Consider the following 25498-nt stretch of genomic DNA (forward strand, 5'->3'; position numbering starts at 1 on the left):
GGTCACTCCTTCGTGATGGTGAAGTTGAAGACGCCCGAGTCGAAATGGTTGTACGACTCGTAGTCGATCAGGTCGTAGAGATCGGCGCGGTGCTGCATCTCGCCGAGCTTCGAGGTCAGGTGCCCCTCGTCGTTCAGCGTATCGAGAGCACGGCCTGCGGCCCCCATCGAGATGCGCAGCAGCGACACCGGCCAGATGACCAGGTTGACGCCGGCATCCCGCAGCTGGTCGGTGGAGAACAGCTCGCTCTTGCCGAACTCGGTCATGTTCGCCAGGATCGGCACGTCGAGCGCCTCGGCCATCGCCTCGAATTCGGCGAGCGTGCGCATCGCCTCGGGGAAGATCGCGTCGGCACCGGCATCCACCAGCGCCTTGGCACGGTCGATCGCCGCGTCCAACCCCTCGATCGCCCGGATGTCGGTGCGCGCCATGATGAGGAAGTTCGGGTCGCGTCGGGCGTCGGCGGCGGCGCGGATGCGCTTGATCGCGGTGTTCTCGTCGACCACGGCCTTGCCGTCGAGGTGGCCGCAGCGCTTCGGGTTGATCTGGTCCTCGATGTGCGTGCCGGCGAGGCCCGCGTCCTCAAGCTCCTGGATCGTCCTGGCCACGTTCATCGGCTCGCCGAAGCCGGTGTCGGCGTCGACGATCGCGGGGAGGTCGGTCATGCGGGCGATCTGCTTCGCCCGGCCGGCGACCTCGGTCAGCGTGGTGAGGCCGATGTCGGGCAGGCCCAGGTCGGCTGCGAGCACGGCGCCGGAGATGTAGACCCCGTCGAAGCCCTTCTGCTCGATCAGGCGGGCGCTCAGCGGGTTGAAGGCTCCCGGGAAGCGCAGCAGTTCGCCGGAGCGGAGCCGCTCCCGGAACAGCCGTCGCTTCTCGGCGGGCGTGACGGTGGAGTACAGCATCAGAAGAGTCCCGCAGGCGCCGGCGCTGCCTCGAGCAGGCCGGGCTTCGCGACGATCGACAGCTCGCCGACCTCGGCGGCTGTGAGCTCGGGCAGACGCTGCACGAGCGCAAGGAACCGCTCGATCTCGGCAGGCTCGAGCACGGGCTCGGCCAGCAGACGGAACTTCGCGATGTAGTTCTCGCGCGCGAACGGGCGGGCGCCCAGCGGATGCGCGTCGGCCACGGCGATCTCGTCGACCACGGTCGAACCGTCAGTGAGTCGGATCTCAACGCGACCGCCGAACGCCTTCTCGGCCGGGTCCTCGGAGTGGTAGCGGCGCGTCCATTCGGCATCCTCTGCCGTGGTGATCTTGTGCCACAGCGCGACCGTGTCGGCACGGCCCGCACGCTCGGGGGCATAGGAGTCGACGTGGTGCCAGCCGCCGTCCTGCAGCGCGACCGCGAAGATGTAGGGCACCGAGTGGTCGAGCGTCTCGCGCGATGCGGTCGGGTCGTACTTCTGCGGGTCGTTCGCGCCCGAGCCGATCACGTTGTGGGTGTGGTGGCTGGTGTGGATGACGATCGAGTCGATGTTCGCGGGATCACGCAGCGCCGGGTTCTCGAGGCCGAGCTTGCGGGCGAGGTCGATGAGCGCCTGGGCCTGATACTCGGCCGAGTGCTCCTTCGTGTACGAGTCGAGGATCGCGCGCTTGGGCTCGCCCGCGGCCGGCAGCGGCACGTCGTACGCGGCTTCCTTGCCGTCGAGCATCCAGGCGATCACACCGTCTTCGCCTTCGTAGATGGGCGCGGGGCTGGTCTGCCCCCGCATCGCCCGGTCGACCGCCTCGACGGCCATCTTGCCCGCGAAGGCCGGGGCGTGCGCCTTCCAGGTCGAGATCTCGCCCTTGCGGCTCTGACGCGTGGCGGTCGTGGTGTGCAGGCCCTGTCCGACGGCCTGGTAGATCGTCTCGACGTCGAGGCCGAGCAGGGTGCCGATGCCGGCCGCCGCCGACGGGCCGAGGTGGGCGACGTGGTCGATCTTGTGCTTGTGCAGGCAGATCGCGCGCACCAGGTCCATCTGGATCTCGTAGCCGGTCGCGATGCCGCGCACGAGTGCCCGGCCGTCCTTGCCGGTGTGCTGGGCGACCGCGAGGATCGGCGGGATGTTGTCGCCGGGGTGCGAGTACTCCGCCGCGAGGAAGGTGTCGTGGTAGTCGAGTTCGCGCACGGCCACGCCGTTCGCCCAGGCCGCCCACTCGGGGCTGGTGCGGTGGTCGAGCGCCGCACCGAACAGGTTCGCGCCGACGCCGCCGGTGGAGACGGGGTGGCTGAACGCCTGTGCGCGGGCGGCGTTGATCGGGGCCCGGGTGAGTGATGCCGCCGCCACCGAGGCGTTGTCGATGATGCGGTTGATGATCATGTCGACGACGTCCTGCTCGACCTCGACCTGGTCGGCGGCGACCTCGGCGATCTTCCAGGCGAGCTGGTCTTCCCGGGCAAGGTTCTCGTCGCTGCGGTGCACACGGACGTGGTGGGTGACGGTCATTTCTTATCCTTCACGGTTGCTGGAGTCGAGGGAGTCGAGGATGCCGGTGAGGGCGTTGTGCAGGTGCACGTGGGTGGCATGGGCGGCGAGGTCGCCGTCGCGGGCGGCGAGCGCCTCGGCGATCGTGCGGTGCTCGGCGGCGGATGCCGCGAGTCGGGTGGGCTTGTCGCGGGCCATCCGCCGCACCCGCACGAGGTGCGTGCGCACGGTGCGCAGGGCCGAGGCGATGTAGTCGTTGGCGACGGCCGCATCGAGGGCGGCGTCGAACCGGGCGATCAGGGCGTAGTACGCGTCGCGACCGGCGGGCGCGGTGAGATCGACGTGCGCGAACTCCTCGGCGAGTTCGGCGAACAGGCCGGCATCCCCGCGCACGGCGGCCAGACGGGCGGAGCTCTCCTCCAGCGCGCGGCGGATCTCGAAGAGCGAGCGGATGTCGTCGGCATCCAGGTCGGCGACCACGGTGACGCGCGGCGATTGCTGGACGACGAGCCCGTCACCGGCCAGTCGGCGCAGCGCCTCGCGCATCGGGGTGCGACTCACACCGAGACGTTCGGCCTGCTCGACCTCGCCGAGAACGAAGCCGGCGGGAAGAGCACCGGACTGGATGTCGTCGAGCAGGGCCGTGTACGCGCGATCACTCGCGGAGAGACGCTCGACAACAGGGGTCATGCCCTCAGTGTATACATAAAGGACCGCCACCGGCCCCTCAGTCTTACTGCGCGGGCTTCCCGTATACATTCCCGGAGGCGGGGACCGGCTCCACGAACTCTGCCGCGACGGGCTCGCCCAGCTTGACCACCACGACCCCCACGAGCACGAGCACCCCACCGAGCCCCTGCAGCAGATCGGGGAGCTGCCCGAGCAGCAGCCAGCCGAACAGGAGCGCGGCGACCACCTCGGCGAGCGCGACGAACGACGCGAGTCGCGACCCCAGCATCCGGGTCGACGCGATGCCGAGCAGGTACGCGAGCGCTGTCGCGACGACCCCCATCGCCAGCACGGGGACGAACCAGGGCACGCTGCCGAAACGGTAGGCGATGTCGTCGGTCGCCCACGCGATCGGCAGGACACCGATCGCCCCGGCGACGGTGAGCCCGAGCGCACCGAGCAGCAGTCCGCTTCCCGCGAGCGCGAGGGGCGGCAGGCCGGTGTCGACCTTCGCCGACAGCACGAAGTACGTCGCCGCCCCCACCATGGCTCCGAGCGCCCACAGGATGCCGGCCACGTTCACGTCGGCCCCCGTGAGGATGTCGAGCATGAGCACCAGGCCGACGAAAGCGACGGCCGCGCCGATGGCGCTCTTGCGACTCGGACGCTCACCCCGCCGGGCCCACAACCACAGCAGCACCGCGACCGGTGCGGTGTATTCGATGAGCAGCGCCAACCCCACATCCATGACGGCGACGGCCTGGAAGTAGAAGAGCTGGGTCGCGGTGACGGCGAGCAGTCCGTAGGCGAGGATCATGCCGGCGTTGCGGCGAAGGAGACCCCACCGTCCGCGCAGCGACAGGATCGTGGGGATGAGCAGCACGAGGGCCGCCACCCAGATGCGCGCGGTGACGGCGGCCCCCGGCGTCCACCCTGCGTCGATGAGCCCGCGCGCCCACGCGCCGGACATGCCGAACGACAGCGCGGCCGCGATCGCGAGCGGCAACCCCAGGCGCGCGCGGCGTGCGGACGCGACCGCCACGCTGTCATTGCTCACCCTGCCCATGATCGATGACGCTACTCGCGCGCGCTGTAAGATGTCAACGTGATCTTCACCGATGACACCCAAGAGGGTCTCCGCGCCGCCGTCTGGCTCGTGAACTCGGCAGAGGATCCGGACACGCTGGTCGACCTCGACGACGAACGCGCCTTCCTTCGCGAGTTCCCCTACACCGGACGACTCGACCGCGATGAAGACGAGCTCGTCTCCCTGCGCCGCCTGCGCCCGCGTCTGCGATCCATGCTGCTGGCGCCGCGCGACGAGATGGCCGAACTCGTCAACGCCGCACTCGCCGAGTCCCGCCTCACCCCGCGACTGCTCCGACACGACGGGGTCGATTGGCACCTCCACGCCGTGGCCGACGAGCATCCGCTGGCGGAGCGCGTGCTGATCGAGACCGCGATGGCGCTGATCGACGTCATCCGCGCTGAGGAGGGCTCGCGCCTCTCCGTGTGCGCGGACGACACCTGCCTGGCGATCGCCCTGGATCTCTCCCGCAACCGCTCGAAGCGCTACTGCTCGACGACCTGCGCGAACCGCAACGCCGTCGCCGCCTATCGGGCGCGCCGGGCCGTGGACTGACGCACGGACTCAGGCGCCGACGTGCGCGCCCCTCCAGGTGTAGGCCGCAATGGTGTCGGCCTTCATCTCCATGCCGTTGCCCGGTGCCGTCGGCGCCATGTAGGAGCCACCCCGGATGTCGGTCGGCACGACGAAGTGCTCGTGCAGGTGGTCGACGAACTCGATCATGCGGCCCTCACGGGTGCCGGTGACGGCGACGAAGTCGAACATCGACAGGTGCTGCACCGCTTCGCACAGACCCACCCCACCCGCGTGCGGGCACACCGGAACGCCGAACTTGGCGGCGAGCAGCAGGTTGGCGATGTTCTCGTTGACGCCGCCGACGCGCACGGCATCGATCTGCATGACGGAGATGGCATCCGCCTGCAGCAGTTGCTTGAAGATGACACGGTTCTGGGCGTGCTCGCCGGTGGCGACGCGGATCGGTGCCACACCTCGAGCGATCTCGGCGTGACCAAGGACGTCGTCGGGGCTGGTCGGCTCCTCGATCCACGCGGGGTGGAACTCGGCGAGCGCGTTCACCCACTCGATCGCCTCCGACACCTCCCAGCGCTGATTCGCGTCGATCGCGATCGGGAAGTCCGGTCCGCACACCTCGCGGGCTTTGCGGAAGCGGCGGATGTCGTCCTGCAGGTCGGCGCCGACCTTGAGCTTGATCTGCGTGAAGCCGTCGGCCATGGCCTCGCGGGCGAGCCGTTCGAGCTTCTCGTCGGAGTATCCGAGCCAGCCGGGACTCGTGGTGTAGCCCGGATACCCGGTGGCGAGCAGCTGCTGCTCCCGCTCGGCGCGGCCCGGTTCCGCGGCGCGCAGGATCTCGAGGGCGTCCTCGCGGGTGAGCGCGTTCGTGAGGTAGCGGAAGTCGACGAGGTCGACGAGCTGTTCCGGGGTCATCCGGGCGAGCAGCTGCCACAGGGGCAGTCCCGCGCGCTTGGCCTTGATGTCCCACAGGGCGTTGATGACCGCGCCGATGGCCATGTGCATGACGCCCTTCTCGGGGCCGAGCCAGCGCAGCTGCGAGTCGCCGATGATCTCGCGGAAGGTGCCGCCCATGTCGTCGAGCAGCGGCTCGAGCTCGCGGCCGACGAGGTGGTCCGCGAGCGCGTCGATCCCGGCGACCTGCACGTCGTTGCCGCGGCCGATCGTGAAGACGAACGCGTGCCCCTCGATGCCGTCGTGGGCGTCCGTGCGCACGATCACGTACGCGGCGGAGTAGTCGGGGTCGGGGTTCATCGCGTCCGAACCATCCAGGCTCAACGACGTGGGGAAGCGGATGTCGGTGGTGTCGAGGGCGACGATACGGGTCACGGGGGTCCTCTCCGTGCACGGCGGATCTCTTCCGTGCGGATACCTTGGAGTGTAAACATCCGATGTCTATACTGTCAACGAGACGGGCCGCAGCGTCGTGGCCTCCCCACCGATCAGGAGAATCATGAAGTTCGCGCGGCTCGGCACCCCCGGCACGGAGATCCCCGTCCTCGTAGAAGGGGGCCGCTACCTCGACCTCCGCCCCCTGACATCCGATGTGAACGGCGACTTCCTCGAGAGCGACTTCGTCGCCAGGGTCGCGGCCGCCCGCGATGCCGGGGAGCTTCCGGAACTCGCGGATACCGCGACGATGCGCATCGGCGCACCGATCGCCCGCCCCAGCGCCGTGATCTGCATCGGCATGAACTATGCGGCCCACGCCGCTGAGTCGGGTTCGGAGCCGCCCACCATCCCCATCCTCTTCCTCAAGACGCCCAACACTGTGGTCGGCCCGGACGACTCGGTGACGATCCCCCGCGGCAGCGAGAAGACCGACTGGGAGGTCGAGCTCGGCATCGTGATCGGCGCCCGCGCGGCCTACCTCGACTCCCCCGAGGAGTCGCTCGCCCATGTGGCCGGCTTCGTCGCCGCCAACGACGTCTCCGAGCGGGCGTTCCAGATCGAGGTGTCGGGCGGGCAGTGGTCCAAGGGCAAGATCGCCCCGGGATTCAACCCCACGGGACCGTGGCTCGTCACACCCGACGAGGTCGACCACCACGCGCTCGGACTGCGCAGCTTCGTGAACGGTGAGCCGCGGCAGGACTCGAACACGAGCGACATGATCTTCACGGTCGAGCACATCGTGCACCACCTGTCGCAGTACGTGACGCTCGAGCCGGGAGACCTGATCCTCACCGGCACCCCGCAGGGCGTCGCGCTCTCGGGCAAGTACCCCTACCTCGCACCCGGCGATGTGGTCGAGATCGAGATCGACGGCCTCGGCCGCCAGCGACAGGAGTTCGTGGCATGGGAGGCACAGAAGTGAGTGCACTGAACGGGCTGGTGGCGATCGTCACCGGCGGAGCATCCGGAATCGGCGCAGCGATCGCGCAGCGTCTGCACGCCGACGGGGCGACCATCGCGGTGCTCGACCGCGACACCGCCGGCGCCGACCCCGCCTTCGCGGCCTTCACCGCCGACGTCTCGGATCGCACGAGCGTCGACATGGCGGTCGCGGCGGTGGCCGAGCGGTTCGGGCGCGTCGACATCGTCGTGAACAATGCCGGGATCGGCGCGCAAGGTGACGTCGCCGCGAACGACGACGACGAGTGGGCACGGGTGCTCTCGATCAACGTGACCGGCATCGCCCGCGTGACCGCGGCCGCACTGCCCTGGCTGCGGAAGTCGCCTGCCGCGGCGGTCTGCAACACCGCATCCATCGCCTCCACCACCGGACTCCCGCAGCGGGCGCTGTACAGCGCGTCGAAGGGAGCCGTCTCGGCGCTGACCCGCGCGATGGCGGCCGACCACCTGCGCGAGGGCATCCGAGTGAACGCGGTCAACCCCGGCACGGCCGACACCCCGTGGGTCGGGCGCCTGCTGGATTCGGCCGTCGACCCCGCGGCCGAACGCGCCGCGCTCGAGGCCCGCCAGCCGCACGGGCGGCTCGTCGACCCCGATGAGGTGGCCGCCGCGGTCGCCTACCTCGTGAGCCCCGCCGCCGGTTCGACGACCGGCACGTCCATCGAGGTCGACGGCGGCATGGCACGGTTGCGGCTTCGCGCGGAGTGAGTTCCGCGCGACGTCAGCCGCGGTTGCCGCGGAACCAGCCCCGGATGCCGTGACGCGGAGGCTCCGCGGTCGGCGCCTGCGGCCGGGCATCCGTGCGATAGAACTGCTCGGCGGTGGTCCAGAAGATCGCGTCGAGGTCATGGCCCCGCGCATCCGCCCAGGCGATCACCGTGTCGGCCCAGCGCGTGCGGGCCGTGGCCTGGTAGGTCGGCGAGCCGTCCTCCGGTGCGTGCGGGTCGTCGTCCTCGGCCGGTCCGATGACCGAGACGGGCCAGTCGCTCCCCCACATCAGCCGCTCGATCCCGAACGCATCGGCCGCCACATCGAGGAACGGGATCAGCTGCGCCGCGTCCCAGTCCCCGCCGGCCTCGCCGGGCAGACCCGAGAGCTTGCAGAAGGTGTTCGGATGCCGCGCCAGCTCGGTCAGGTCGCGGGCCCATTCCGGGGTCGGCGCCAGCGGAGCCGCGGCCGTGCCCACGGCGGGCTTCCCCAGATGATCGAGTACGAGCCGCAGCTCTGGGATGGCTCCGGCGAGGCGGGCGACATCCGGCAGCTGCGCGGCGCGCACGCACGCGTCGAAGGTCAGACCGCGCGCGGCGACCTCGCGCGCGCCGGTCACGAAGGCCGCCGACACCGCCAGCCCGTCGGGCTCGCCCTGCAGGTTGTGCCGCACGCCGACGACGAGCGGCTCGGCCGCGAGACCTTCGAGGTGCGCGACCGTGTCGGTCCCCCGGTCGAGGCGGATGCCGGCGACGATGCCGACCACTCCGAGCGCGGGCGCGAGCCCTGCGACCCAGAGCACCTCATCGAGGAAGTCGTCGTCGACGGTCCCGGCCTGCACGAACACGCACTTCTCGGTCTCGGCGCGCTCCAGGCGGGCGTGCTCGAGTTCCAGGTCGGCGAACCGGTACGCCATCGGGCCTTCGAGCCACGTGTAGGTCAGTGCCTCCGGATCCCACAGGTGCAGATGTGCATCGAGAACTCGCATCCCCTCATCCTGCCGCAGACATCGGAGCAATCGCTAGGATGACGCCATGGCTGTGACGGATGACGCGATCGCGAAGATCAAGGCGATGATCGTGTCGGGCGAGCTGGCCCCCGGCGATCGTCTGCCTCCGGAGAAGGAACTCTCCGAGCGGCTCGGTCTCTCGCGCAGCTCGATGCGCGAGGCGGTCAAGGCGCTCGAGGTCATCCGCGTGCTCGACGTGCGGCGCGGCGACGGCACCTACGTGACGAGTCTCGAGCCGCACCTGCTGCTGGAGGCGATCTCGTTCGTCGTCGACATGCACGACGACGACTCGATGCTCGAGATCTTCGCCGTGCGCCGGATGCTGGAGTCGCAGGCATCGGGCCTCGCCGCCACGCTGGGCACCGACGAGCAGATCGCCGAGCTGCAGCGCGAGGTCGAGGGTGTGGATGCCTCCGTCAGCATCGAGGAGCTCGTCGACCACGACATCCGGTTCCACCGCGAGATCGTGGCGATGGCGGGCAATGCGTACCTCGCGAGCCTGATCGAGCACCTGAGCAGCCAGACCGTGCGCGCCCGCGCCTGGCGCGGACTCACCGAGACGGGCGCCGTCGAGCGCACCCTGTCGGAGCACCGGGCGATCGCCGACGCGGTCGCCCAGCGCGACCCCGCACTGGCGACCTCGCTGACGACCGCGCACATCGCGGGCATCGAGCGCTGGCTGCGCCACGCGACGGCACCCTGAGCGGTTCCGGCCGCCCCGGCACCCGGACGCAGAAGTGGGTCTGACGGCACCACGGTGAGAGGTGTAGCTTCACCGCATGATCACCGACGATCCCACGCTCACCAACCCCGACCACTACCGCACCCTCTGGGAGAACGAGCACGTCCGCGTGCTCGAATACACCGACGTCCCCGGCGACAGGACGACGCCGCACGACCATCCCAACAGCGTCATGGTCACCCTCAGCGACTTCTCCCGTCGCCTCAGCGCCGGTGAGCGGACGTTCGACACGGCCCTCACCTCCGGGCAGGCGGTCTGGATACCCGCGCAGCGTCACTCCGGCGAGAACACCGGGACGACGCCGACGCACACGATACTCGTCGAACTCAAGGGCGATGCGGCCGGCGAACCGATGGCATCGACACTCGGGCCGGAACATCCCGCCGAGGGGTGAGCACACCCGGATGATCGACGAGGCGGCCGATAGTCTCGAGGGTATGAGCGACTGGACCAGCACCGCGATCGCCCTGCTGGAAGCCGACGCGAACCGCAGTGCCGACACGCACCTGCACCTCTTCCCGCTGCCGCCCGAGTGGGGCATCGATCTGTATCTCAAGGACGAGTCGGTCCACCCGACCGGTTCGCTCAAGCACCGCCTGGCGCGCTCGCTCCTGCTCTACGGACTGGTCAACGGCCGCATCCGGGAGGACACCACGCTCGTCGAGTCGTCGAGCGGATCGACCGCCGTCTCCGAGGCGTACTTCGCCCGCATGCTGGGGCTGCCGTTCATCACGGTGGTGCCGCGCTCGACCGTGCAGGAGAAGATCGACCTCATCGAGTTCTACGGCGGCACCTGCCACTTCGTCGACCGCGCCGAAGACATGTCGCCCGAGGCGCAGCGCCTCGCGTCCGACTGCACCGGCCACTACCTCGACCAGTTCACGTTCGCCGAGCGCGCGACCGACTGGCGGGGCAACAACAACATCGCGGAGAGCGTGTTCAGTCAGCTCGCGCAGGAGCGGCATCCGATCCCCACCTGGATCGTGACCGGCGCCGGAACCGGCGGCACGAGCGCGACGTTCGGGCGGTACGTGAAGTACCGCCGCCACGAGACGCGCATCGCCGTGGTCGACCCCGAGGGCTCGGCGTTCTACGACGGCTGGGCAGGCACGGTCGATCCGCCCGCCGGACGCCCGAGCCGCATCGAGGGCATCGGCCGGCCGCAGGTCGAGGCCTCGTTCGTGCCCACCGTGATCGACGAGATGATCCGGGTGCCGGATGCCGGGTCGATCGCCGCGATCCGGATGCTGCGCGAGCGCACCCTGCACTGGGCCGGCGGCTCGACCGGCACGAACCTGTACGGCGCGTTCCAGCTGATCGCCCGGATGCGGGCCGCGGGCGAGACCGGCAGCGTCGTCACTCTGATCTGCGACAGCGGCGTCCGGTACGCGGGCACGTACTACTCGGACGAATGGGTCGCGGCGCAGGGCTGGGACCTCGCCCCGCATCGCGCGCGGCTCGATCGGTTCCTGGAATCGGGCGTCTGGGGCGAGTGACGGCGTCGGGCTACGCTGGCCGCATGACAACTCTGATCCTCACCGTCGCGGGTGCAGACCGTCCTGGCCTCGTGGCCGCTGTCGCCGATGTCGTCGAGGCGCACGGTGGCAACTGGGAGAACAGCTCGCTGGCGGAGCTCGCCGGCACGTTCGCGGGCGTGATCGAGGTCTCGGTGTCGGAAGACCGGGCACCCGAACTGAGCTCCGCGCTGCGCGGGCTCCAGGGGCAGGGACTGCTGACTCTCGCCGTGCTCACCGGGACGCCGGATGCGGATGCCGCCGACGATCGGCTGCTCGAGATCCAGGTGCTCGGCAACGACCGACCCGGCATCGTGCGCGAGGTCTCTGCCGTTCTGAGCGCCCACGCGCTGAGCATCGAGGAGCTCGCCACCGAGACCCGGGATGCGGCCATGGCCGGCGGCCGCCTGTTCGAGGCATCCGTCTCCGCGAAGGTGCCGGCATCCGTCGACCTGGATGCGCTGCGCGACGACCTCGAGCGCCTCGCCGCCGAGATCCAGGTCGACATCACCCTCGGCTGACCGGGACCCGACCGAGCTACCCCCAGACAACGAGAAGGCCGCCGTTCCGAGGAACGGCGGCCTTCTGCGTGTCTGGCCTCAGGTCAGGCGCGCCTTCGGCGACACCGAGTACGTGTGCTCGGCGTCGCGGTTGACCGCGTCGCCCAGGGCCGTGTCGATCGCGGCCAGGGTGTCGGCGTCGAGCTTCACGCCCGAGGCCTTGACCGTTTCGGCGAGCTGCTCGGGACGCGAGGCTCCGACCAGCGCGGCCGCGACGTTCGGGTTCTGCAGCACCCACGCGATCGCGAGCTGCGGCATCGAGAGACCTGCCTGCTCGGCGATCGGCTTCAGGCGCTGGACGGCGGTGAGGATGTCGTCCTGCAGGAAGCTCTTGATGAAGTCGGCGCCGCTGTGCGGGTCAGTTGCGCGCGAGCCCTCGGGCACCGGCTGACCGGGCAGGTACTTGCCGCTGAGCACGCCCTGCGCCATGGGCGACCAGACGATCTGCGAGATCCCCAGCTCTTCGGATGCCGGCACGACCTTGCCCTCGATCACGCGCCACAGCATGGAGTACTGCGGCTGGTTCGAGATGAGCTGGATGCCGAGCTGCTTCGCCAGCGCGTGCCCCTCGCGCAGCTGCTCGGCGGTCCACTCGGAAACGCCGATGTAGAGCGCCTTGCCCTGGCGGACGACGTCGGCGAACGCCTGGAACGTCTCTTCGAGCGGAGTCTCGTAGTCGAAGCGGTGCGCCTGGTACAGGTCGACGTAGTCGGTGCCGAGGCGCTGCAGCGAGCCGTTGATCGACTCGAAGATGTGCTTGCGGCTCAGGCCGGTGTCGTTCGGGCCCTTGGGGCCGGTCGGGAAGTAGACCTTCGTGAAGATCTCGAGCCCCTCGCGGCGCTGTCCTTCCAGAGCCTTGCCGAGCACGACCTCCGCCGCCGTGTTGGCGTAGGTGTCAGCGGTGTCGAAGGTGGTGATTCCGGCATCCAGTGCGGCGCGCACGGTCTTGACGGCGGCGTCGTCACCGACCTGCGAGGCGTGGGTGACCCAGTTGCCGTAGGTGATCTCCGAGACCTTGAGACCGCTGTTGCCGAGATAGCGATAGTTGACCATGGAACAACGCTACTGGCTGCGTGTGATGACGGGGCTGGATGCCGGCATCCGCCGTCATGCGGGAGCGACGACCGTCCGCCGGCGCATCAGCATCACGAGGGGGACGACGACGAGCGCGACGCCGGCGACGAGGCTCACGGCATAGAGCGGTCGCGCCCAGGGCGAGTAGTCCCCGCCGCTGATCCCGAACGTGTCGGCGAGGCTCATTCCCACGCCGAACGACGCGGCGAAGTAGCCGAACGCACCGAGCATCAGCAGCGCCAGGAAGCTCATCACGGGAACCATCGGATGTGCGCGCCCGCGGATCGAGGCGATCGCGACCACCACCGCCAGCACCACGCCGATACCGAGGATGAAGGCCACCGGCTCCCACAGGAGGACCTCGCCCGCAGCATCCATCTCGGCGCGGATCTCGTCGAGCATGCGCCCGGGAACGGCGGCGAGCGGATTGAGCACGAGGATCTGCACCGCGGCCACCGCCGCGTATGCCGTGATGGCGAGCACGCCGATGATCGAGATCCAGAGTGTCCGGCGCGGCTGCGGTGTCATGCGGGACATCCTAGGAAGGCATCCCGAGAGTCTCCCGATACTCTCGCCAGGCCGCTCCGAGACGACGGATGCCCTCGGCGAGCACGTCGTCCGGGGCGGTGAACGGGATGCGGATGTGGTCGTCGGGAGACACCGACACCGCGAACGCCGCGCTCCCCGCGATCGAGACGCCGTGCGCCGCGGCCACCCGGGCGAGCGCGGCGGCGGAGCCGGCAGGGACCCGGACCCACAGCGACAGCCCGCCGCGGGGCGGCTCGACCCTCCAGTCGGGCAGGTGCTCGGCCATGAGTTCCTGCAGCAGCCGCAGGCGCTCCTGGTGGATGCGGCTGTTCGCCCGACGAAGGTCGTCGGCACGGGCGATCAGGTCGAGCGCGAGCAGCTGGCCCGGCACGCTGGTGGACTGGTCGGCGAGCTGCCGGGCCCCGCGCAGGCGGCGCACGAGCACGGGGTCGGCGCGCAGCCATCCGATCCGCAGCCCCGCCCACACCCACTTCGAGACCGACTCCACGACGATGATCGGAGCGTCCGCCCGCTCGGCCGCGAGGGTCGGCGGCACCACGCCGTCGAAGGAGATGCCGGCCACGACGCGGTCCTCGATCACCGGCACGCCGTACTGGGCGGCCAGCTCGGCGACGCGATGCCGCGCGGCGGCAGGGAGCCGCGAGCCCGTCGGGTTCTGGTGGTGCGGGTTGAGGGCCACGAGCACGGGCCGCAGCCGGGCGAGCGCCTGCTCGAGCGCGTCGACGTCGAGTCCGTCCGGACCCATCGGGACACCGTGCACCGCGCCACCGCGCAGGCTGACCGAGTCGGTGACGCCGGGCCAGGTGATCTCCTCGGCGAGCACGATGTCGCCGGGGCTCACGAGAGCATTGACGACGAGGCTGATGGCCTGCTGCGCGCCGTGCGTGACGAGGATCTGCTCGGGTGTCGTCGGCGTGCCCTCCGCGGTGTACATGTCGGCGATGAGCGTCCGCAGTGCGGGGAGGCCCGCCGGATCGGTCTCGGGCAGCAGCGCGAGCTCGAGTCGCGGCTTGTGCTCGCTGATGAGCTGCACGCCCAGCCCGGAGATCTGCGGCACGGTGCGCAGCAGGTCGATCGCATTGGGCAGGGCCGAGAACAGCGCCTCGCCGCGTCCCTGCCGCTGCACGGGAGCCACGGATGCCGCCGCACCGGCGACGCGTGTGCCGCTCCCCTGCCGCCGCTCCACCAGACCGCGCTCGGCCAGGTCGGCGTACGCGGCGACGACCGTGCCGCGCGACACGGAACTCGCGGCGGCGAGCGCGCGCTCAGCCGGCAGACGGTCGCCGGAGCGCAGCTCGCCGCCCGTGATCAGAGCCTCGATGCCGCGGGAGAGCCGCGCCGCCAGCGTGCCGTCTCCGTGGGTCCAACGGCCCAGCCGGGCCGACAGGGCTTCCGAGGCGACTTCGCCGGAGCGCACGAGAGTCGCGGAAGCATCTGCGGATGGCGCAGGAATGGCCGATCCGTGGTCCATCGGCCGGGTATTGGCCCTGTCATCGACGCTCATGAGACCCGATTCTGGACCAATGAGCACCTCTACGACCACCCTCACGGCAGATCTCGGTCCAATCGATCCCGATTGGACCATCGGCCAGCTCATCGAATGGCTCAGCGATGACTCCCGCCAGCACGACCCCGCGCTTCAGCATCCGCTGTCCCTGATCGAGGCGGCCCTGACCGGCGAGCCCTGGTCGCGGCCGCCGTCGACCGTCGCGCTGATCCGCTCGCTGACGCTCGCCGCGCCGCCGCACGGGTCATCCGTGATCGCCGACGTCCTGCTCCCGTCGCGAAGCCTGACGCTCGTCGCCTAGGAGCGACGGCTCGACGGGAGCGCGGGCCAGGTCAGGTCAGGTCGCCTGCGCAGAAGCTGACGGTGGCGCGGGAGTCGTCACGATCTCGGCGCGGTCGCGGAAGCCCTCGGCCGTCACCCGGTCCAGGGCGACCTGCTTGCGGATGGCCGCAGCCTTCTCGTACAGGCTCGGGTCGCCGTAGCTCGTGAGCACCTTGACCAGCACCGGCAGCAGCTCGATCATGAAGAACAGCGCGGCGATCAGGATGTGCGCCCACAGGATCGTGGGCTCCTTCTCGCTCAGGCGGTTCAGTCCGCTGATCTGACTCAGCAGCCCGACGGCTCCGGCGTTGCCCTGGGCCACGGCATCCGCTCGTGCGTTGTATGCGGCGAGCGCCTGGTCGTAGGTGTCGCGCGCAGCCGGCAGCTGGGACTTCGCCTGCTCGCGGTTCGTCGACTCCGACGTCGAGGTGTTCTCCTTGGCGGCGGTGCCGGCGGCGGCGAGCTCTTCGTTCGCGGTGCGCAGCTGCGCGGCGAGTGCGTCGTATGTCTGCTGCGCCTCGGCGAGCTGAGCTTTGGCGGCGTCCGAGCTCGCGCCCTCGCCGTTGACCCCGGTGCAGCCGGGAACCGTGCCCGCGCCCTCCCCGGTCAGCTCGCACTGGTAGAGCACGCGCGCCTGGTCGATCACGGCCTGCTGCGCGGTCATCTTCGCGGTCACGTCGTCGACCGTGGCCTGGGCAGCCGACTCGGTCGCCGAGGAGGATTCGGTTCCTGCGACGATGCCGGTCGCCGCCTGGTTCTCGAGCTCGGCGACCTTGGCGGTGGCGGAATCCAGCGCGATCTTCTCCGGACCGGTCTCGAGCGCCTCCTGATCGGACTGCGACTGCGTGATGTTGGTCGACGCGACCTCGCGGGCGATGTCGTTGTGGAAGATCTGCAGCACGAGCGGCTCGGCGACGACGAAGCCGATGATCGCGGCCATGATCACACGCGGGATCGCGAGGCCGATGAGCCGCCAGACGTTCCGCGTCGAGCTCATGGTCGAGGTGAGGAAGCGGTCGAGGTTGAAGATGATGAGGGCCCACACGAGCGCGAGCGGCACGGCCAGCCAGATCGCCGCCTGCACGCCGGTGGTGAGGGCGAAGAGCATCGAGATCGCCGAGACGAGCGCGGTGCCGGCGAGCACGAAGAACATCTGCACGAAGCGGGGCGTCTCGCCGGGGACGCGGTCGAGGATCTCGCCTTCCGCGCCACCGAGGATCGCGAGGGTCCGGGCACGGGAGCCTGGCGTACGCGGGGCGCGCTTGCGGCGAGGCTTGCGGGCACGGGGCTCGCGCGGGGGCTTCACCGGCGCGGACTCCTCTTCGGCGGCGACCGCATCGGCGATCGGGGTCGCCTCGGCAGGATCTGCGACGGGGACCTCGCGGGTGGCGTCGTCGGCGCCGGTCGGCTCGAATTCGCGCAGGAAGTCGAGGTCATCGGTGACGGCGTCGGGTTCGCCGTCGATGATGATCCGACCCTGAGAGTCGTAGCGACCCGGTCGATGGGCGGAATAGGGCATCCGAACAATCTACGAAAGGTCGCCTGTGGATAGCGTGGAAAAGTCCTTGGAGTGCCTCACAGGTTCCGTGCCGTCCGGCGGAATCAGGATGCCGGGAGCAGACGGTCGAGGGCGGCGGCGTACGCGGCCAGCCCGTCGTCGAGGGTGAAATGTCCGGCGGCGGCGAGTGTGCCGAGACCGTGGATCAGCCCCCACAGCGCCACGACATCGGTCGGCCGGTCGAGCCCCACCGCGGCCGCCCCCTCGGCGAGCACGGCCTCGAGCCCGTCGATCAGTGGCGCCATCGTGGCGGTCGGGGATCCGGGGACGCAGACGGTCGGGTCGTAGACGGCGTCGAACGCGTGCGGATGCTCGATCGCGAAGCGGATGTACGCCGACCCTCCGTCGGTGAGCGCCGCCCGCGGGGTCGAGGCTTTCTCGGCGGCGGCGCGGACCTGGGCGAGGAGGTCGGCCATGCTGCGCTCGGCGATCGCCTTGAGCAGGCCGAGCCGATCGGAGAAGTGGTGGTACGGCGCGTTGTGGCTGACGTTCGCCGCCCGTGCGACCTCGCGCAGGCTGATCTCCGCCGCCGGCATCCGCTCCAGCAGCTGCATGGCGGCGTCTTCCAGGGCACGGGCGAGATCGCCGTGGTGGTAGCCGTCCTTCGAACTTGACATGAGCAACATCATCTCCTATCTTGACACTGTCCACCAGCTTGACACTGCCCAGATAGGAACAACGCCATGACCGCTCTCGTGATCGACGGCCACCCCGACGCCCGCTCCTTGACCGCCGCACTCGCGCAGCGCTATGCCGCGGGGCACGGCGATGCCCGCGTGCTCGCTCTGCGCGACCTCGACTTCGATCCGCACCTGCGCTTCGGCTACCGCGAGCGCATGACGCTCGAGCCCGACCTCGTCGAGGCGAAGCAGGCTCTGCACGATGCCGACACGATCGTCGTCGCGACACCGGTGTGGTGGGGCGCACCGCCGGCCCTCCTCAAGGGCTTCTTCGATCGAGCGCTGCTGCCGCAGCAGGAATACCGCTACTCGAAGCTCGGTCTCCCCGAGGGCCTGATCCCCGCGCGCCGTGGACGTCTGCTCCTGCTCGCCGACACTCCCTGGTTCTTCCTGCCGTTCACCGGCCTCCCGGCACAGACGCAGATCGTGCGCAACACCATGAAGTTCTGCGGCATCCGCTCAGTACGCACGCACCGCATGCTCGGTGTGAAAGATGCCAAGGCGGCGACCATCACCCGCTGGCTCGACCGCGCCGAGCAGCTCGGCACCATCGACGCCCGTCGCGCGGGCGGGACTCAGGCCATCGCGGCGGAGGCGGCCTCGTCTTCGGTGGTGGCGACGAGCTGACCGCAGGCGCCGTCGATCTCCTTGCCGCGGGTGTCGCGGAGGGTGGTCGGGATGCCGGCATCGTTCAGGCGGCGCACGAACTCGTTCGTGACGTCCTTCTCGGATGCCGTCCAGATCGAGCCGGGCGTCGGGTTCAGCGGGATCGGGTTCACGTGCACCCAGCCGCGTCCGCGCTGGTTGAGCTTGTCGGCCAGCAGGTCGGCACGCCAGCCGTGGTCGTTCATGTCCTTGATGAGCGCATACTCGATCGAGACGCGGCGGCCGGTCTTGGCGTAGTAGTCGTAGGCGGCATCCAGCGCCTCATCGACCTTCCAGCGGGAGTTCACCGGGATGAGCTCGTCGCGCAGGTGGTCGTCCGGCGCATGCAGCGACAGTGCGAACGTGACGGGGATGCCCTCGTCGGCGAGCTTCTTGATCGCCGGCACCAGGCCGACGGTCGACACCGTGATGCCACGGGCGCTCATGCCGAGGCCGTCGGGCTGCGGGGCGACCATCGACCGCACCGCATCCATGACGCGCTTGTAGTTGGCGAGCGGCTCACCCATGCCCATGAAGACGATGTTCGAGACGCGCTCCATGCTGTGGTCGTCGGACTTCTTGCCGCCGAGGCCGCCCTCGGCGATGAGCCGGTTGGCGCGGACGATCTGCTCGATGATCTCGGCGGTGGACATGTTGCGGGTCAGCCCCGCCTGTCCGGTCGCGCAGAACGGGCAGTTCATGCCGCAGCCGGCCTGGCTCGACACGCACAGCGTGATGCGGCCGGGGTAGCGCATGAGCACCGACTCGACCAAGGCGCCGTCGTGCAGACGCCACAGGAACTTGATCGTGTCGCCCTTGTCGGTCTCGAGGCGGCGGACCTCGGTGAGCAGCGGCGGCAGCATCCCGGCGACGAGCTGCTCCCGGGTGTCGGCCGGGAGGTCGGTCATCTGCTCGGGGTCGGACGTGTAGTGGCGGAAGTAGTGCGTCGACAGCTGCTTCGCACGGAAGCCGGGCAGCCCGAGCTCCTTGACCTTCTCGACACGCTCGGTCGGCGTGAGGTCGGCCAGGTGCACCGGCGGCTTGCCGCGCTTCGGGCTCGCGAACTGCAGGAGCGGACGCCCCTCGGCATCCTTCTGCTGGGTCCATCCCTCGGTCGCCGGGCGCACCTGCGCCGGGCGCGTCTCACGGACCTTGCCCTGGGCCGGCCGACCCTGCGGGGCGGACGCGGATGCTGCGGGGCGCGTCTCGCGCGTGCGGGGAGTCTCGGTCATACCCTCCAGGGTACGCGGTGCCGGGTGGGAAGCGCCTGGAGCACAGGCAGCCCGACCCGACTCACCCCAGCAGCGGGCGCTGTGCGGCGCGCTGACCCTCGTACTCCTCGCGGGCCCGCTGCGCGGTCTCGGTGCTCGAGACCTCGGCCACCGGCACATCCCACCAGCCCTCGCCGTCGGGGCCGTAGACCGTCGGATCGCTCTCGACGTGGATGAGCGTCGTCCGCTCGGAGGCCTTCGCAGCGGCGACCGCGGCGCGCAGGTCGTCGACCGCCGCGGATCCCTTCGCGATCTCGATGACGTCGACGCCGTAGCTGCGCGCGTTCATGGCGAGGTCGACCGGCAGCACGTCGCCGCGCTGGAAGTTGCGCGCCTCGTCGTCGTAGCGGCGGTACTTCGTGCCGAAGCGCTCCGAGCCGACCGTCTCCGAGAGATGCCCGATCGAGGCATAGCCCTGGTTCTGGATGAGCACGACGATGATCTTGATGCCCTCGGCCACGGCCGTCGCGAGCTCGGAGCTCAGCATCAGGTACGAGCCGTCGCCGACCATGACGACGACGTCGCGCTCGTCGCCGGATGCCGTGAGCCCGCGCTTGACGCCGAGGCCTCCCGCGATCTCGTAGCCCATGCAGGAGTACGCGTACTCGACGTGATAGCCCAGCGGGTCGCTCACGCGCCACAGCTTGTGCAGGTCGCCCGGGAGCGAGCCGGCTGCCTGCACGATCACGTCCTCGTCGGCCACGGCCCCGCGCACGGCGCCGATGATCTCGGGCTGACCCGGCAGCTCGCGGCCCGTGGGGGCGAGGGCCCGGTCGACCACCGCATCCCACTCGCGCTTCTCGTCAGCGATCCGCGCGCTCAGGCCCGGTGCGACGCGGTATCCGTCGAGCTCGTCGCGCAGCGCGACCAGGGTCTCCCTGGCATCCGCGACGACGGGCAGCTGCGAGCCGTGCTTGTAGGCGTCGAAGGCCGCGACGTTGATGTTGACGAACACCGCATCGGGGTTCTGGAAGGCCGTGCGGGACGCCGTCGTGAAGTCGCTGTACCGGGTGCCGACGCCGATGATGACGTCGGCCTCCGCCGCGATGCGGTTCGCCGCGGTGGTGCCGGTCGCGCCGATTCCGCCCAGGTACCGGGGGTGGTCCCACGGCAGCACGCCGCCACCCGCCTGCGTCGTGCCGACCGGAATGCCCGTGGCCTCGACCAACGCCCGCAGCGCCTGCTCCGCCTCGGAGTAGATGACACCGCCGCCCGCGACGAGGAGCGGCTGCTTCGCACCGCGGATCGCCGCGACCGCCCGCGCCAGCGGTCCGCGCTCCGGCAAAGGTCGGCGGATGTGCCACTCGCGGTCCTGGAGGAACTCGAGGGGGACGTCCAGCGCTTCGGCCTGCACGTCTTCGGGCAGGGCGATCGTCACCGCACCGGTCTCGGCGGGATCGGTGAGGACGCGCATCGCGGCGAGCGCGATCGAGAAGAGCTGCTCCGGGCGCTGCACCCGGTCGAAGAACACCGAGAGCGGGCGGAACGCGTCGTTCACGGTGAGACCGATGTCGTGCGGCCGCTCCAACTGCTGCAGCACGGGGTCGGCGACCCGGGTGGCGAAGGTGTCGCTCGGCAGCAGCAGCGCCGGCAACCGGTTGGTGGTCGCGAGGGCCGCACCGGTGAGCATGTTCGTGGCGCCGGGACCGACCGAGGCCGTGCTCGCGAACGTCGCCCTGCGCCGATGCATCCGGGCGAAGCCCACCGCCTGGTGCACCATCGCCTGCTCGTTGCGGGCCTGGTGGTAGGGCATCAGGTCGGGCTGCTCGAGGTTGTACTGCTGCAGCGCCTGACCGAGACCGGCGACGTTCCCGTGGCCGAAGATGCCGAACATGCCGGGCACGGTGCGCTCGCGGATGTCGCCGTCGACCGTCCACTGCCGCGAGAGGAACTCGACCAGCGCCTGGCCGACCGTCATCCGTCTGGTCTGCATCAGAGTTCTCCCTCTGCTCGGTAGGGCAGCCGCGGATCGATGTCCTGCCCGCTCCAGCTGTCGCGCACCCACGCGTGCGCGGGGTCGTCGGTGATGAGCCAGGACCGCTCCCAGTCAGGGCCGGCCATGACGTTCAGGTAGTAGAGGTCGTAGCCGGGGGCAGCCACGGCAGGACCGTGGAATCCGAACGGCACCAGCGCGATGTCGCCGGTGCGCACCCGCTCGGCGACGTCGATCTCGCCGGCATCCGAGGAGTAGGTCGCGAACATCCCGAAGGCCGCGTCGGCGGCGGCGGCGTCTCCGCCGGAGCGCGTGGGCGCCGCCTCGAAGTAGTAGATCTCCTCGAGTCGGGATTCTCGCCCCGGCACGTGCTCGTCGTGCTTGTGCGGCGGGTACGACGACCAGTTCTCGGCGGGCGTGATGACCTCGCACACGATGAGGCGCTCGGCGTCGAGCGCCTCCGGTGTGCCGAAGTTGTGCACCTGCCGGCTGGAGGCGCCGGCGCCACGGAGCTCGACCGGGGTCTCGGCCGCGAGGATGTGCCGCGTGGGATGCACGACGGAGGTGGGCGATGAAGCCACGGCCACCCGACCGGAGCCCGTGATGACCGCCGTGGCCGCCGCCGAGAGGTAGAGCACGTCGCTCGGACCGTCGAACACGGACCGGCGACCGGCGAGCGCTGTCTCGGTGGTCGATCCCTCCTCGGTGTGCGCCACGGAGAACGATCCGGAGAGCGGCACGATGATCCGCTCCACCCCGGTGTCGGCGAGCGCGAGGCTCTCCCCCGCGCCGAGCTCGCCGATGCGGATGCCGGTGTGCGCCCAGCCGGGCGTGGTGTCGTCGACGACGCTCTCCCAGCCGTCGCGGCCGATCGCGCCGCGGCGGTGGAACCAGTTCCCGTCCTCGGTCATGGCGTCTCCTGCCCGCATCCGCTGGTCAGCTGTTCTGGGGGAAGCCGAGGTCGATGCCGCCGTGGAGGGCGGGGTCGAGCCACCGACTGGTGATCGCCTTCTCGCGGGTGAAGAAGTCGAAGCCATGGACACCGTACGCCTTCGCGTCGCCGAACAGCGATGCCTTCCACCCGCCGAACGAGTGATAGGCCACGGGGACCGGGATGGGCACGTTGATGCCGATCATCCCGACCTGGACCTCGTGCTGGAAGCGGCGGGCCGCCCCGCCGTCGTTCGTGAAGATCGCGGTCCCGTTGCCGAACCGGCCGGAGTTGATCAGGTCGACCCCCTCCTGGAAGGTCTGCACCCGCACCACCGACAGCACGGGCCCGAAGATCTCTTCCTGGTAGGCCCGCGAGGATGTCGGGATCTCGTCGATGAGCGTCGGCCCGAACCAGAAGCCGTCCTCGTTCCCGTCGACCCTCAACCCTCTGCCGTCGACCACGATGCGCGCCCCGTCGGCCTCGGCGATGTCGACGTAGCCCGACACCTTCGCGCGGTGCTCCGCCGTGATCAGCGGACCCATGTCGGGCTCGCCGTCGGCACCGCCCGCACCGTCGCCGATGCGCAGCCCCGCGATGCGCTGCGAGATGCGCTCGATCAGCGCGTCCGCCACCGGCTCGACCGCGAGCAGGACCGAGACGGCCATGCACCGCTCCCCCGCCGCGCCGAATCCCGCGTTCACGGCCTGGTCGGCGACGAGGTCGAGATCGGCATCCGGCAGGACGAGCATGTGGTTCTTCGCGCCGCCGAGTGCCTGCACGCGCTTGCCGTTGCGGGACGCGGTCTCGTAGATGTACTGGGCGATGGGCGTCGAGCCGACGAACGAGATCGAGGCGACGTCCGGGCTCTCCAGCAGCCCGTCCACCGCCTGCTTGTCGCCCTGCAGCACGGTGAACACGCCGTCGGGCAGCCCGGCCTCGGCCCAGAGGGCGGCGAGCCAGAGCGCCGCGGACGGGTCCTTCTCGCTGGGCTTGAGCACCACGGCGTTGCCCGCGGCGATCGCGACCGGGAAGAACCACATCGGCACCATCGCCGGGAAGTTGAACGGGGAGATGATGCCGACGACGCCGAGCGGCTGCTTGAGCGAGTACACGTCGATGCCGGTCGACACGTTCTCCGAGTACGCGCCCTTGATCAGGTGCGGGAACCCGGTCGCGAGCTCCACGACCTCCTGGCCGCGCAGGATCTCGCCCATCGCATCGGAGCGGACCTTGCCGTGCTCGGCGGTGATGATGGCTGCCAGCTCACCCTTGCGCGCGTTCAGCAGCTCGCGGAACGCGAACATCACCGCCTGGCGCCGCGCGATCGAGTAGGCGCCCCACACCTGGAATCCGCGCTGCGCGGAGGCGATGGCGTCCGCGATCTCGGAGTCGTCGGCCAGGGCGACGTGCCCGGTCACCGCCCCCGTCGCGGGGTTATGGACGGGAGCGGTGCGACCGCTCGCCGAGGCGCGGGCGGCACCGTCGATCCAGTGGCCGATGACGGGGATGTCGGAAGCGGAGGTCATGCGTGTCCTTCTGCAGAGAGGGCGATCAGGCGGTCAGCCCGGGGTGGACGAGGGAGGCCGCGACGTCGATGGCGGATGCCACGTCGATGTCCGACGAATAGAGGAGAGTGCGGCCGACGGTCAGTCCGCGCACGCCGGGAAGCGACAGGGCGTCCTCCCAGGACGAGAACGTGTCGTCGGGATCGGCGCCCGCGTCGCCGCCGAGCAGCAGCACCGGCAGCGTCGTCGCCGCAAGCACGCGTTCCATGTCGTCGACGACCGGCAGCTTCAACCAGGTGCTCGCGCTGCTCGCACCGAGCCCGCTGGCGATCGCGATCGACAGCATCACGGCATCCGGGCTCAGGTCGTTGACGACCCGGCCGTCGACCCGGCGGCTGAGGAACGGCTCGAGCATGATCGGCAGGTCGGCACGGGCCGCCGCGGTCACCGCGTCGGCCGTCGAGGCCAACGTGGGCGCCGTCCCGTCGTCGTCGAGGTTCACGCGCAGCAGGGCCTTGGCGAAGTCGATGCCGGAGTCCACCATCGCGGGCACGTCGTACCCGGTGTAGCGGTCGTCCATCTCGAAGGTCGCTCCGCGGAGCCCGCCGCGGTTCATCGACCCGACGACGATCTTGTCGTCGAGCAGGCCCAGCATCGCCAGGTCGTCGATGATGTCGGGGGTGCCGAGCACGCCGTCCACACCCGGATGCCGCAGGGCGATCGCGAGCCGATCGAGCAGCTCGTAGCGGTCGGCCATGGCGAACGGCGACCCGCCGACCGCGAGCGCACCGCGCGCGGGGTGGTCGGCGGCGATGATGAACAGCCGCCCGTCCCCGCGGATGATGTCGCGGCGGCGGCGTCCGGCCAGCGTCTCGCGGATCGTGTGCGGCGACTCCGCACGCACCGTCCGGAGTCGGTGGAAGTCCTCTTCGGTCAGTGCTGTCATCTCACGCATCTCCGTTCACGACCTCGGCGACCTCGCGCTCGGTCGGCATCGCCGTCGAGCATTCCCGGCGTCCGGCCACGATGCCGCCCGCCGCATTCGCATAGGTCAGGGTCTTCCCCAGCTCCCACTCGGCGAGCAGTCCGTGGCAGAGCGCGCCGCCGAACGCGTCGCCGGCACCGAGTCCGTTCACGACCTCGACCGCGGTCGCGGGGATCTCGACCTGCCTCGACCGGGTCTTGGCGAGCACGCCGCGTGGTCCCTGCTTCACGATCGCCAGCTCGACGCCGCGCTCGAGGAGCGCATCCGCGGCACGCTGCGGGTCGGTCTCGCCGACCGCGACCTCGCACTCCTCGCGGTTTCCCACGGCGACCGTGGCGAACTCCAGCGCCCGCTGGATCTGCACGCGGGCCTCGTCGGGCGTCTCCCAGAACATGGGGCGGTAGTCCAGATCGAACACCGTGTGCGCACGGCGTCCGCGCGCCCGGAGGAGATCGAGGTGCGTCTGCCTGCTCGGCTCCTCGCTCAGGCCGGTCGCGGTGAACCAGACGAGCGCAGCCTGCCGCACCGCGGCCTCGTCGACGTCGCCCGGCCGGATCTGCAGGTCGGGGGCGGTCGGCTCGCGATAGAAGTACAGCGGGAAATCGTCGGGCGGGAAGATCTCGCAGAACGTGATCGGGGTCTTGTAGGTCGGGTCGGTGGCGACGTACCGGCTGTGCACCCCGAGGCGCTCGAGCTCTGTGCGCAGATACCGCCCGAAGGGGTCGTCCCCGACGCGGGAGAGCAGGGCGGTGTCGTGGCCGTACCGTGCGGCGGCGACCGAGACGTTGGCGGCGCTGCCGCCGAGGTACTTGCCGAAGCTGGTGACCTCGCCGAGGCCGACGCCGTCCTGCAGCGGATACAGGTCGACGCCCAGACGCCCGATGGCCAGGATCTCCGGGGCCGGTGAGTGCTCGGTCATCGCGCCTCCTCCCTCTCGCTCATTTGTCTTAACAT

The 25498-nt window shown here is 70.2% G+C and carries 26 protein-coding genes; 9 read left to right on the plus strand and 17 right to left on the minus strand.

All coding sequences use genetic code 11. The features are described from left to right. Positions 1-2: 2 nt before the first annotated feature. Genes prpB through BQ2383_RS06675 form a run of 4 tightly spaced genes read right to left on the minus strand, consistent with a single transcriptional unit; the run spans position 3 to position 4136 of the window. Positions 3-905, minus strand: a complete 903-nt coding sequence (gene prpB / locus BQ2383_RS06660; protein WP_091031465.1) for a methylisocitrate lyase — start codon at positions 903-905, stop codon at positions 3-5. Beyond that, positions 905-2431, minus strand: coding sequence for an MmgE/PrpD family protein (locus tag BQ2383_RS06665; protein ID WP_091031468.1), 1527 nt, complete (start codon positions 2429-2431; stop codon positions 905-907). Before BQ2383_RS06665 ends, prpB begins: the two co-directional genes overlap by 1 nt. Positions 2432-2434: 3 nt before the next feature. Continuing rightward, entirely contained in the window at positions 2435-3100 is a 666-nt protein-coding gene (locus tag BQ2383_RS06670) for a GntR family transcriptional regulator (RefSeq protein ID WP_091031472.1), read from the minus strand. A gap of 43 nt (positions 3101-3143) precedes the next feature. After that, positions 3144-4136 (minus strand): EamA family transporter, encoded by a 993-nt coding sequence (locus BQ2383_RS06675; protein WP_432206337.1) that lies wholly within the window; start codon positions 4134-4136, stop codon positions 3144-3146. A 48-nt stretch (positions 4137-4184) separates the two neighbouring features. On the opposite strand from BQ2383_RS06675, the gene BQ2383_RS06680 reads away from it, so the two are divergent. Then, complete coding sequence (locus tag BQ2383_RS06680) at positions 4185-4721, plus strand: CGNR zinc finger domain-containing protein (protein WP_091031481.1); 537 nt, start codon at positions 4185-4187, stop codon at positions 4719-4721. A 9-nt stretch (positions 4722-4730) separates the two neighbouring features. On the opposite strand, the gene BQ2383_RS06685 is transcribed toward BQ2383_RS06680, so the two are convergent. Further along, positions 4731-6026, minus strand: coding sequence for an L-fuconate dehydratase (locus BQ2383_RS06685; protein ID WP_091031484.1), 1296 nt, complete (start codon positions 6024-6026; stop codon positions 4731-4733). Positions 6027-6150: 124 nt separating this feature from the next. Here BQ2383_RS06685 and BQ2383_RS06690 point away from each other — a divergent pair, with 124 nt between their 5' ends. Together BQ2383_RS06690 and BQ2383_RS06695 are read left to right on the plus strand one after the other, a co-directional pair. Beyond that, positions 6151-7011, plus strand: coding sequence for a fumarylacetoacetate hydrolase family protein (locus tag BQ2383_RS06690; protein ID WP_091031488.1), 861 nt, complete (start codon positions 6151-6153; stop codon positions 7009-7011). Beyond that, positions 6993-7757, plus strand: a complete 765-nt coding sequence (locus BQ2383_RS06695; RefSeq protein WP_091031491.1) for an SDR family NAD(P)-dependent oxidoreductase — start codon at positions 6993-6995, stop codon at positions 7755-7757. The genes BQ2383_RS06690 and BQ2383_RS06695 overlap by 19 nt, the downstream gene beginning before the upstream one ends. 13 nt (positions 7758-7770) lie before the next feature. Here the strand turns inward: BQ2383_RS06695 and BQ2383_RS06700 are convergent, their stop codons facing one another. Next, positions 7771-8745 carry an amidohydrolase family protein gene (locus tag BQ2383_RS06700; RefSeq protein WP_091031494.1) on the minus strand — a complete coding sequence of 325 codons (975 nt, stop codon included), beginning with the start codon at positions 8743-8745 and terminating at the stop codon, positions 7771-7773. Between the two features lie 46 nt (positions 8746-8791). Between BQ2383_RS06700 and BQ2383_RS06705 the strand changes: the two genes are divergently transcribed. The 4 genes from BQ2383_RS06705 to BQ2383_RS06720 all read left to right on the plus strand — a co-directional run bounded on the left by BQ2383_RS06705 (position 8792) and on the right by BQ2383_RS06720 (position 11543). After that, entirely contained in the window at positions 8792-9469 is a 678-nt protein-coding gene (locus BQ2383_RS06705; protein WP_091031498.1) for a FadR/GntR family transcriptional regulator, read from the plus strand. Between the two features lie 76 nt (positions 9470-9545). After that, positions 9546-9902: a cupin domain-containing protein gene (locus BQ2383_RS06710; RefSeq protein WP_091031505.1), complete on the plus strand. Its 357-nt coding sequence runs from the start codon at positions 9546-9548 to the stop codon at positions 9900-9902. A 43-nt stretch (positions 9903-9945) separates the two neighbouring features. Continuing rightward, a complete protein-coding gene (locus BQ2383_RS06715; RefSeq protein WP_091032260.1) occupies positions 9946-11004 on the plus strand; it encodes a PLP-dependent cysteine synthase family protein in 1059 nt (352 codons plus the stop codon). A 23-nt stretch (positions 11005-11027) separates the two neighbouring features. Next, positions 11028-11543: a glycine cleavage system protein R gene (locus BQ2383_RS06720; RefSeq protein WP_091032263.1), complete on the plus strand. Its 516-nt coding sequence runs from the start codon at positions 11028-11030 to the stop codon at positions 11541-11543. 78 nt (positions 11544-11621) lie between these two features. Here the strand turns inward: BQ2383_RS06720 and BQ2383_RS06725 are convergent, their stop codons facing one another. From BQ2383_RS06725 to BQ2383_RS06735, 3 genes are read right to left on the minus strand one after another with little or no spacing between them, the layout of a single operon-like run. Then, positions 11622-12635: an aldo/keto reductase family protein gene (locus BQ2383_RS06725; protein WP_091031509.1), complete on the minus strand. Its 1014-nt coding sequence runs from the start codon at positions 12633-12635 to the stop codon at positions 11622-11624. Positions 12636-12689: 54 nt separating this feature from the next. Further along, positions 12690-13184, minus strand: a complete 495-nt coding sequence (locus BQ2383_RS06730; protein ID WP_091031513.1) for a hypothetical protein — start codon at positions 13182-13184, stop codon at positions 12690-12692. A gap of 10 nt (positions 13185-13194) precedes the next feature. After that, positions 13195-14709, minus strand: coding sequence for a PLP-dependent aminotransferase family protein (locus BQ2383_RS06735; RefSeq protein WP_244175927.1), 1515 nt, complete (start codon positions 14707-14709; stop codon positions 13195-13197). Positions 14710-14728: 19 nt separating this feature from the next. Between BQ2383_RS06735 and BQ2383_RS06740 the strand changes: the two genes are divergently transcribed. Then, positions 14729-15013 (plus strand): hypothetical protein, encoded by a 285-nt coding sequence (locus BQ2383_RS06740; protein ID WP_091031516.1) that lies wholly within the window; start codon positions 14729-14731, stop codon positions 15011-15013. A gap of 36 nt (positions 15014-15049) precedes the next feature. Here the strand turns inward: BQ2383_RS06740 and BQ2383_RS06745 are convergent, their stop codons facing one another. Then, on the minus strand, positions 15050-16552 hold the full coding sequence (locus BQ2383_RS06745; RefSeq protein WP_091031519.1) for a DUF4407 domain-containing protein: 1503 nt from the start codon (positions 16550-16552) through the stop codon (positions 15050-15052). An 83-nt stretch (positions 16553-16635) separates the two neighbouring features. After that, a complete protein-coding gene (locus BQ2383_RS06750) occupies positions 16636-17208 on the minus strand; it encodes a TetR/AcrR family transcriptional regulator (protein ID WP_091032268.1) in 573 nt (190 codons plus the stop codon). Between the two features lie 66 nt (positions 17209-17274). Here BQ2383_RS06750 and BQ2383_RS06755 point away from each other — a divergent pair, with 66 nt between their 5' ends. Further along, the gene (locus BQ2383_RS06755; RefSeq protein ID WP_091031521.1) at positions 17275-17898 is read left to right on the plus strand and encodes an NAD(P)H-dependent oxidoreductase; all 624 of its coding nucleotides are present in this window, start codon (positions 17275-17277) and stop codon (positions 17896-17898) included. Here BQ2383_RS06755 and rlmN read toward each other — a convergent pair. From rlmN to iolC, 6 genes are all read right to left on the minus strand, one after another. Continuing rightward, positions 17847-19148: a 23S rRNA (adenine(2503)-C(2))-methyltransferase RlmN gene (gene rlmN / locus BQ2383_RS06760; RefSeq protein WP_208617631.1), complete on the minus strand. Its 1302-nt coding sequence runs from the start codon at positions 19146-19148 to the stop codon at positions 17847-17849. The genes BQ2383_RS06755 and rlmN overlap by 52 nt on opposite strands. A gap of 61 nt (positions 19149-19209) precedes the next feature. Then, a complete protein-coding gene (gene iolD, locus BQ2383_RS06765; RefSeq protein WP_208617632.1) occupies positions 19210-21120 on the minus strand; it encodes a 3D-(3,5/4)-trihydroxycyclohexane-1,2-dione acylhydrolase (decyclizing) in 1911 nt (636 codons plus the stop codon). Then, positions 21120-22031 carry a 5-deoxy-glucuronate isomerase gene (iolB, locus tag BQ2383_RS06770; protein WP_091031524.1) on the minus strand — a complete coding sequence of 304 codons (912 nt, stop codon included), beginning with the start codon at positions 22029-22031 and terminating at the stop codon, positions 21120-21122. Before iolB ends, iolD begins: the two co-directional genes overlap by 1 nt. A 25-nt stretch (positions 22032-22056) precedes the next feature. Beyond that, a complete protein-coding gene (locus BQ2383_RS06775; protein WP_091031527.1) occupies positions 22057-23580 on the minus strand; it encodes a CoA-acylating methylmalonate-semialdehyde dehydrogenase in 1524 nt (507 codons plus the stop codon). Between the two features lie 25 nt (positions 23581-23605). After that, entirely contained in the window at positions 23606-24505 is a 900-nt protein-coding gene (locus BQ2383_RS06780; protein WP_091031531.1) for a Cgl0159 family (beta/alpha)8-fold protein, read from the minus strand. 1 nt (position 24506) lies between these two features. Further along, positions 24507-25463, minus strand: coding sequence for a 5-dehydro-2-deoxygluconokinase (iolC, locus tag BQ2383_RS06785; protein ID WP_091031534.1), 957 nt, complete (start codon positions 25461-25463; stop codon positions 24507-24509). Positions 25464-25498 lie beyond the last annotated feature (35 nt).

Source organism: Microbacterium oxydans, assembly GCF_900095745.1.
Lineage (GTDB): Bacteria > Actinomycetota > Actinomycetes > Actinomycetales > Microbacteriaceae > Microbacterium > Microbacterium oxydans_B.

Excerpts from the sequence above, each read along its gene's own strand:
- BQ2383_RS06705 (WP_091031498.1), top strand. The coding sequence starts at position 8,792 with ATGGCTGTGACGGATGACGCGATCGCGAAGATCAAGGCGATGATCGTG.
- BQ2383_RS06730 (WP_091031513.1), bottom strand. The coding sequence starts at position 13,184 with ATGACACCGCAGCCGCGCCGGACACTCTGGATCTCGATCATCGGCGTG.
- BQ2383_RS06735 (WP_244175927.1), bottom strand. The coding sequence starts at position 14,709 with ATGAGCGTCGATGACAGGGCCAATACCCGGCCGATGGACCACGGATCG.
- BQ2383_RS06720 (WP_091032263.1), top strand. The coding sequence starts at position 11,028 with ATGACAACTCTGATCCTCACCGTCGCGGGTGCAGACCGTCCTGGCCTC.
- BQ2383_RS06690 (WP_091031488.1), top strand. The coding sequence starts at position 6,151 with ATGAAGTTCGCGCGGCTCGGCACCCCCGGCACGGAGATCCCCGTCCTC.
- BQ2383_RS06775 (WP_091031527.1), bottom strand. The coding sequence starts at position 23,580 with ATGACCTCCGCTTCCGACATCCCCGTCATCGGCCACTGGATCGACGGT.
- iolC (WP_091031534.1), bottom strand. The coding sequence starts at position 25,463 with ATGACCGAGCACTCACCGGCCCCGGAGATCCTGGCCATCGGGCGTCTG.
- BQ2383_RS06725 (WP_091031509.1), bottom strand. The coding sequence starts at position 12,635 with ATGGTCAACTATCGCTATCTCGGCAACAGCGGTCTCAAGGTCTCGGAG.
- BQ2383_RS06755 (WP_091031521.1), top strand. The coding sequence starts at position 17,275 with ATGACCGCTCTCGTGATCGACGGCCACCCCGACGCCCGCTCCTTGACC.
- BQ2383_RS06665 (WP_091031468.1), bottom strand. The coding sequence starts at position 2,431 with ATGACCGTCACCCACCACGTCCGTGTGCACCGCAGCGACGAGAACCTT.
- BQ2383_RS06780 (WP_091031531.1), bottom strand. The coding sequence starts at position 24,505 with ATGACAGCACTGACCGAAGAGGACTTCCACCGACTCCGGACGGTGCGT.
- BQ2383_RS06715 (WP_091032260.1), top strand. The coding sequence starts at position 9,946 with ATGAGCGACTGGACCAGCACCGCGATCGCCCTGCTGGAAGCCGACGCG.
- BQ2383_RS06695 (WP_091031491.1), top strand. The coding sequence starts at position 6,993 with ATGGGAGGCACAGAAGTGAGTGCACTGAACGGGCTGGTGGCGATCGTC.
- BQ2383_RS06710 (WP_091031505.1), top strand. The coding sequence starts at position 9,546 with ATGATCACCGACGATCCCACGCTCACCAACCCCGACCACTACCGCACC.
- prpB (WP_091031465.1), bottom strand. The coding sequence starts at position 905 with ATGCTGTACTCCACCGTCACGCCCGCCGAGAAGCGACGGCTGTTCCGG.
- BQ2383_RS06740 (WP_091031516.1), top strand. The coding sequence starts at position 14,729 with ATGAGCACCTCTACGACCACCCTCACGGCAGATCTCGGTCCAATCGAT.
- iolB (WP_091031524.1), bottom strand. The coding sequence starts at position 22,031 with ATGACCGAGGACGGGAACTGGTTCCACCGCCGCGGCGCGATCGGCCGC.
- BQ2383_RS06745 (WP_091031519.1), bottom strand. The coding sequence starts at position 16,552 with ATGCCCTATTCCGCCCATCGACCGGGTCGCTACGACTCTCAGGGTCGG.
- BQ2383_RS06750 (WP_091032268.1), bottom strand. The coding sequence starts at position 17,208 with ATGTCAAGTTCGAAGGACGGCTACCACCACGGCGATCTCGCCCGTGCC.
- BQ2383_RS06700 (WP_091031494.1), bottom strand. The coding sequence starts at position 8,745 with ATGCGAGTTCTCGATGCACATCTGCACCTGTGGGATCCGGAGGCACTG.
- BQ2383_RS06670 (WP_091031472.1), bottom strand. The coding sequence starts at position 3,100 with ATGACCCCTGTTGTCGAGCGTCTCTCCGCGAGTGATCGCGCGTACACG.
- iolD (WP_208617632.1), bottom strand. The coding sequence starts at position 21,120 with ATGCAGACCAGACGGATGACGGTCGGCCAGGCGCTGGTCGAGTTCCTC.
- rlmN (WP_208617631.1), bottom strand. The coding sequence starts at position 19,148 with ATGACCGAGACTCCCCGCACGCGCGAGACGCGCCCCGCAGCATCCGCG.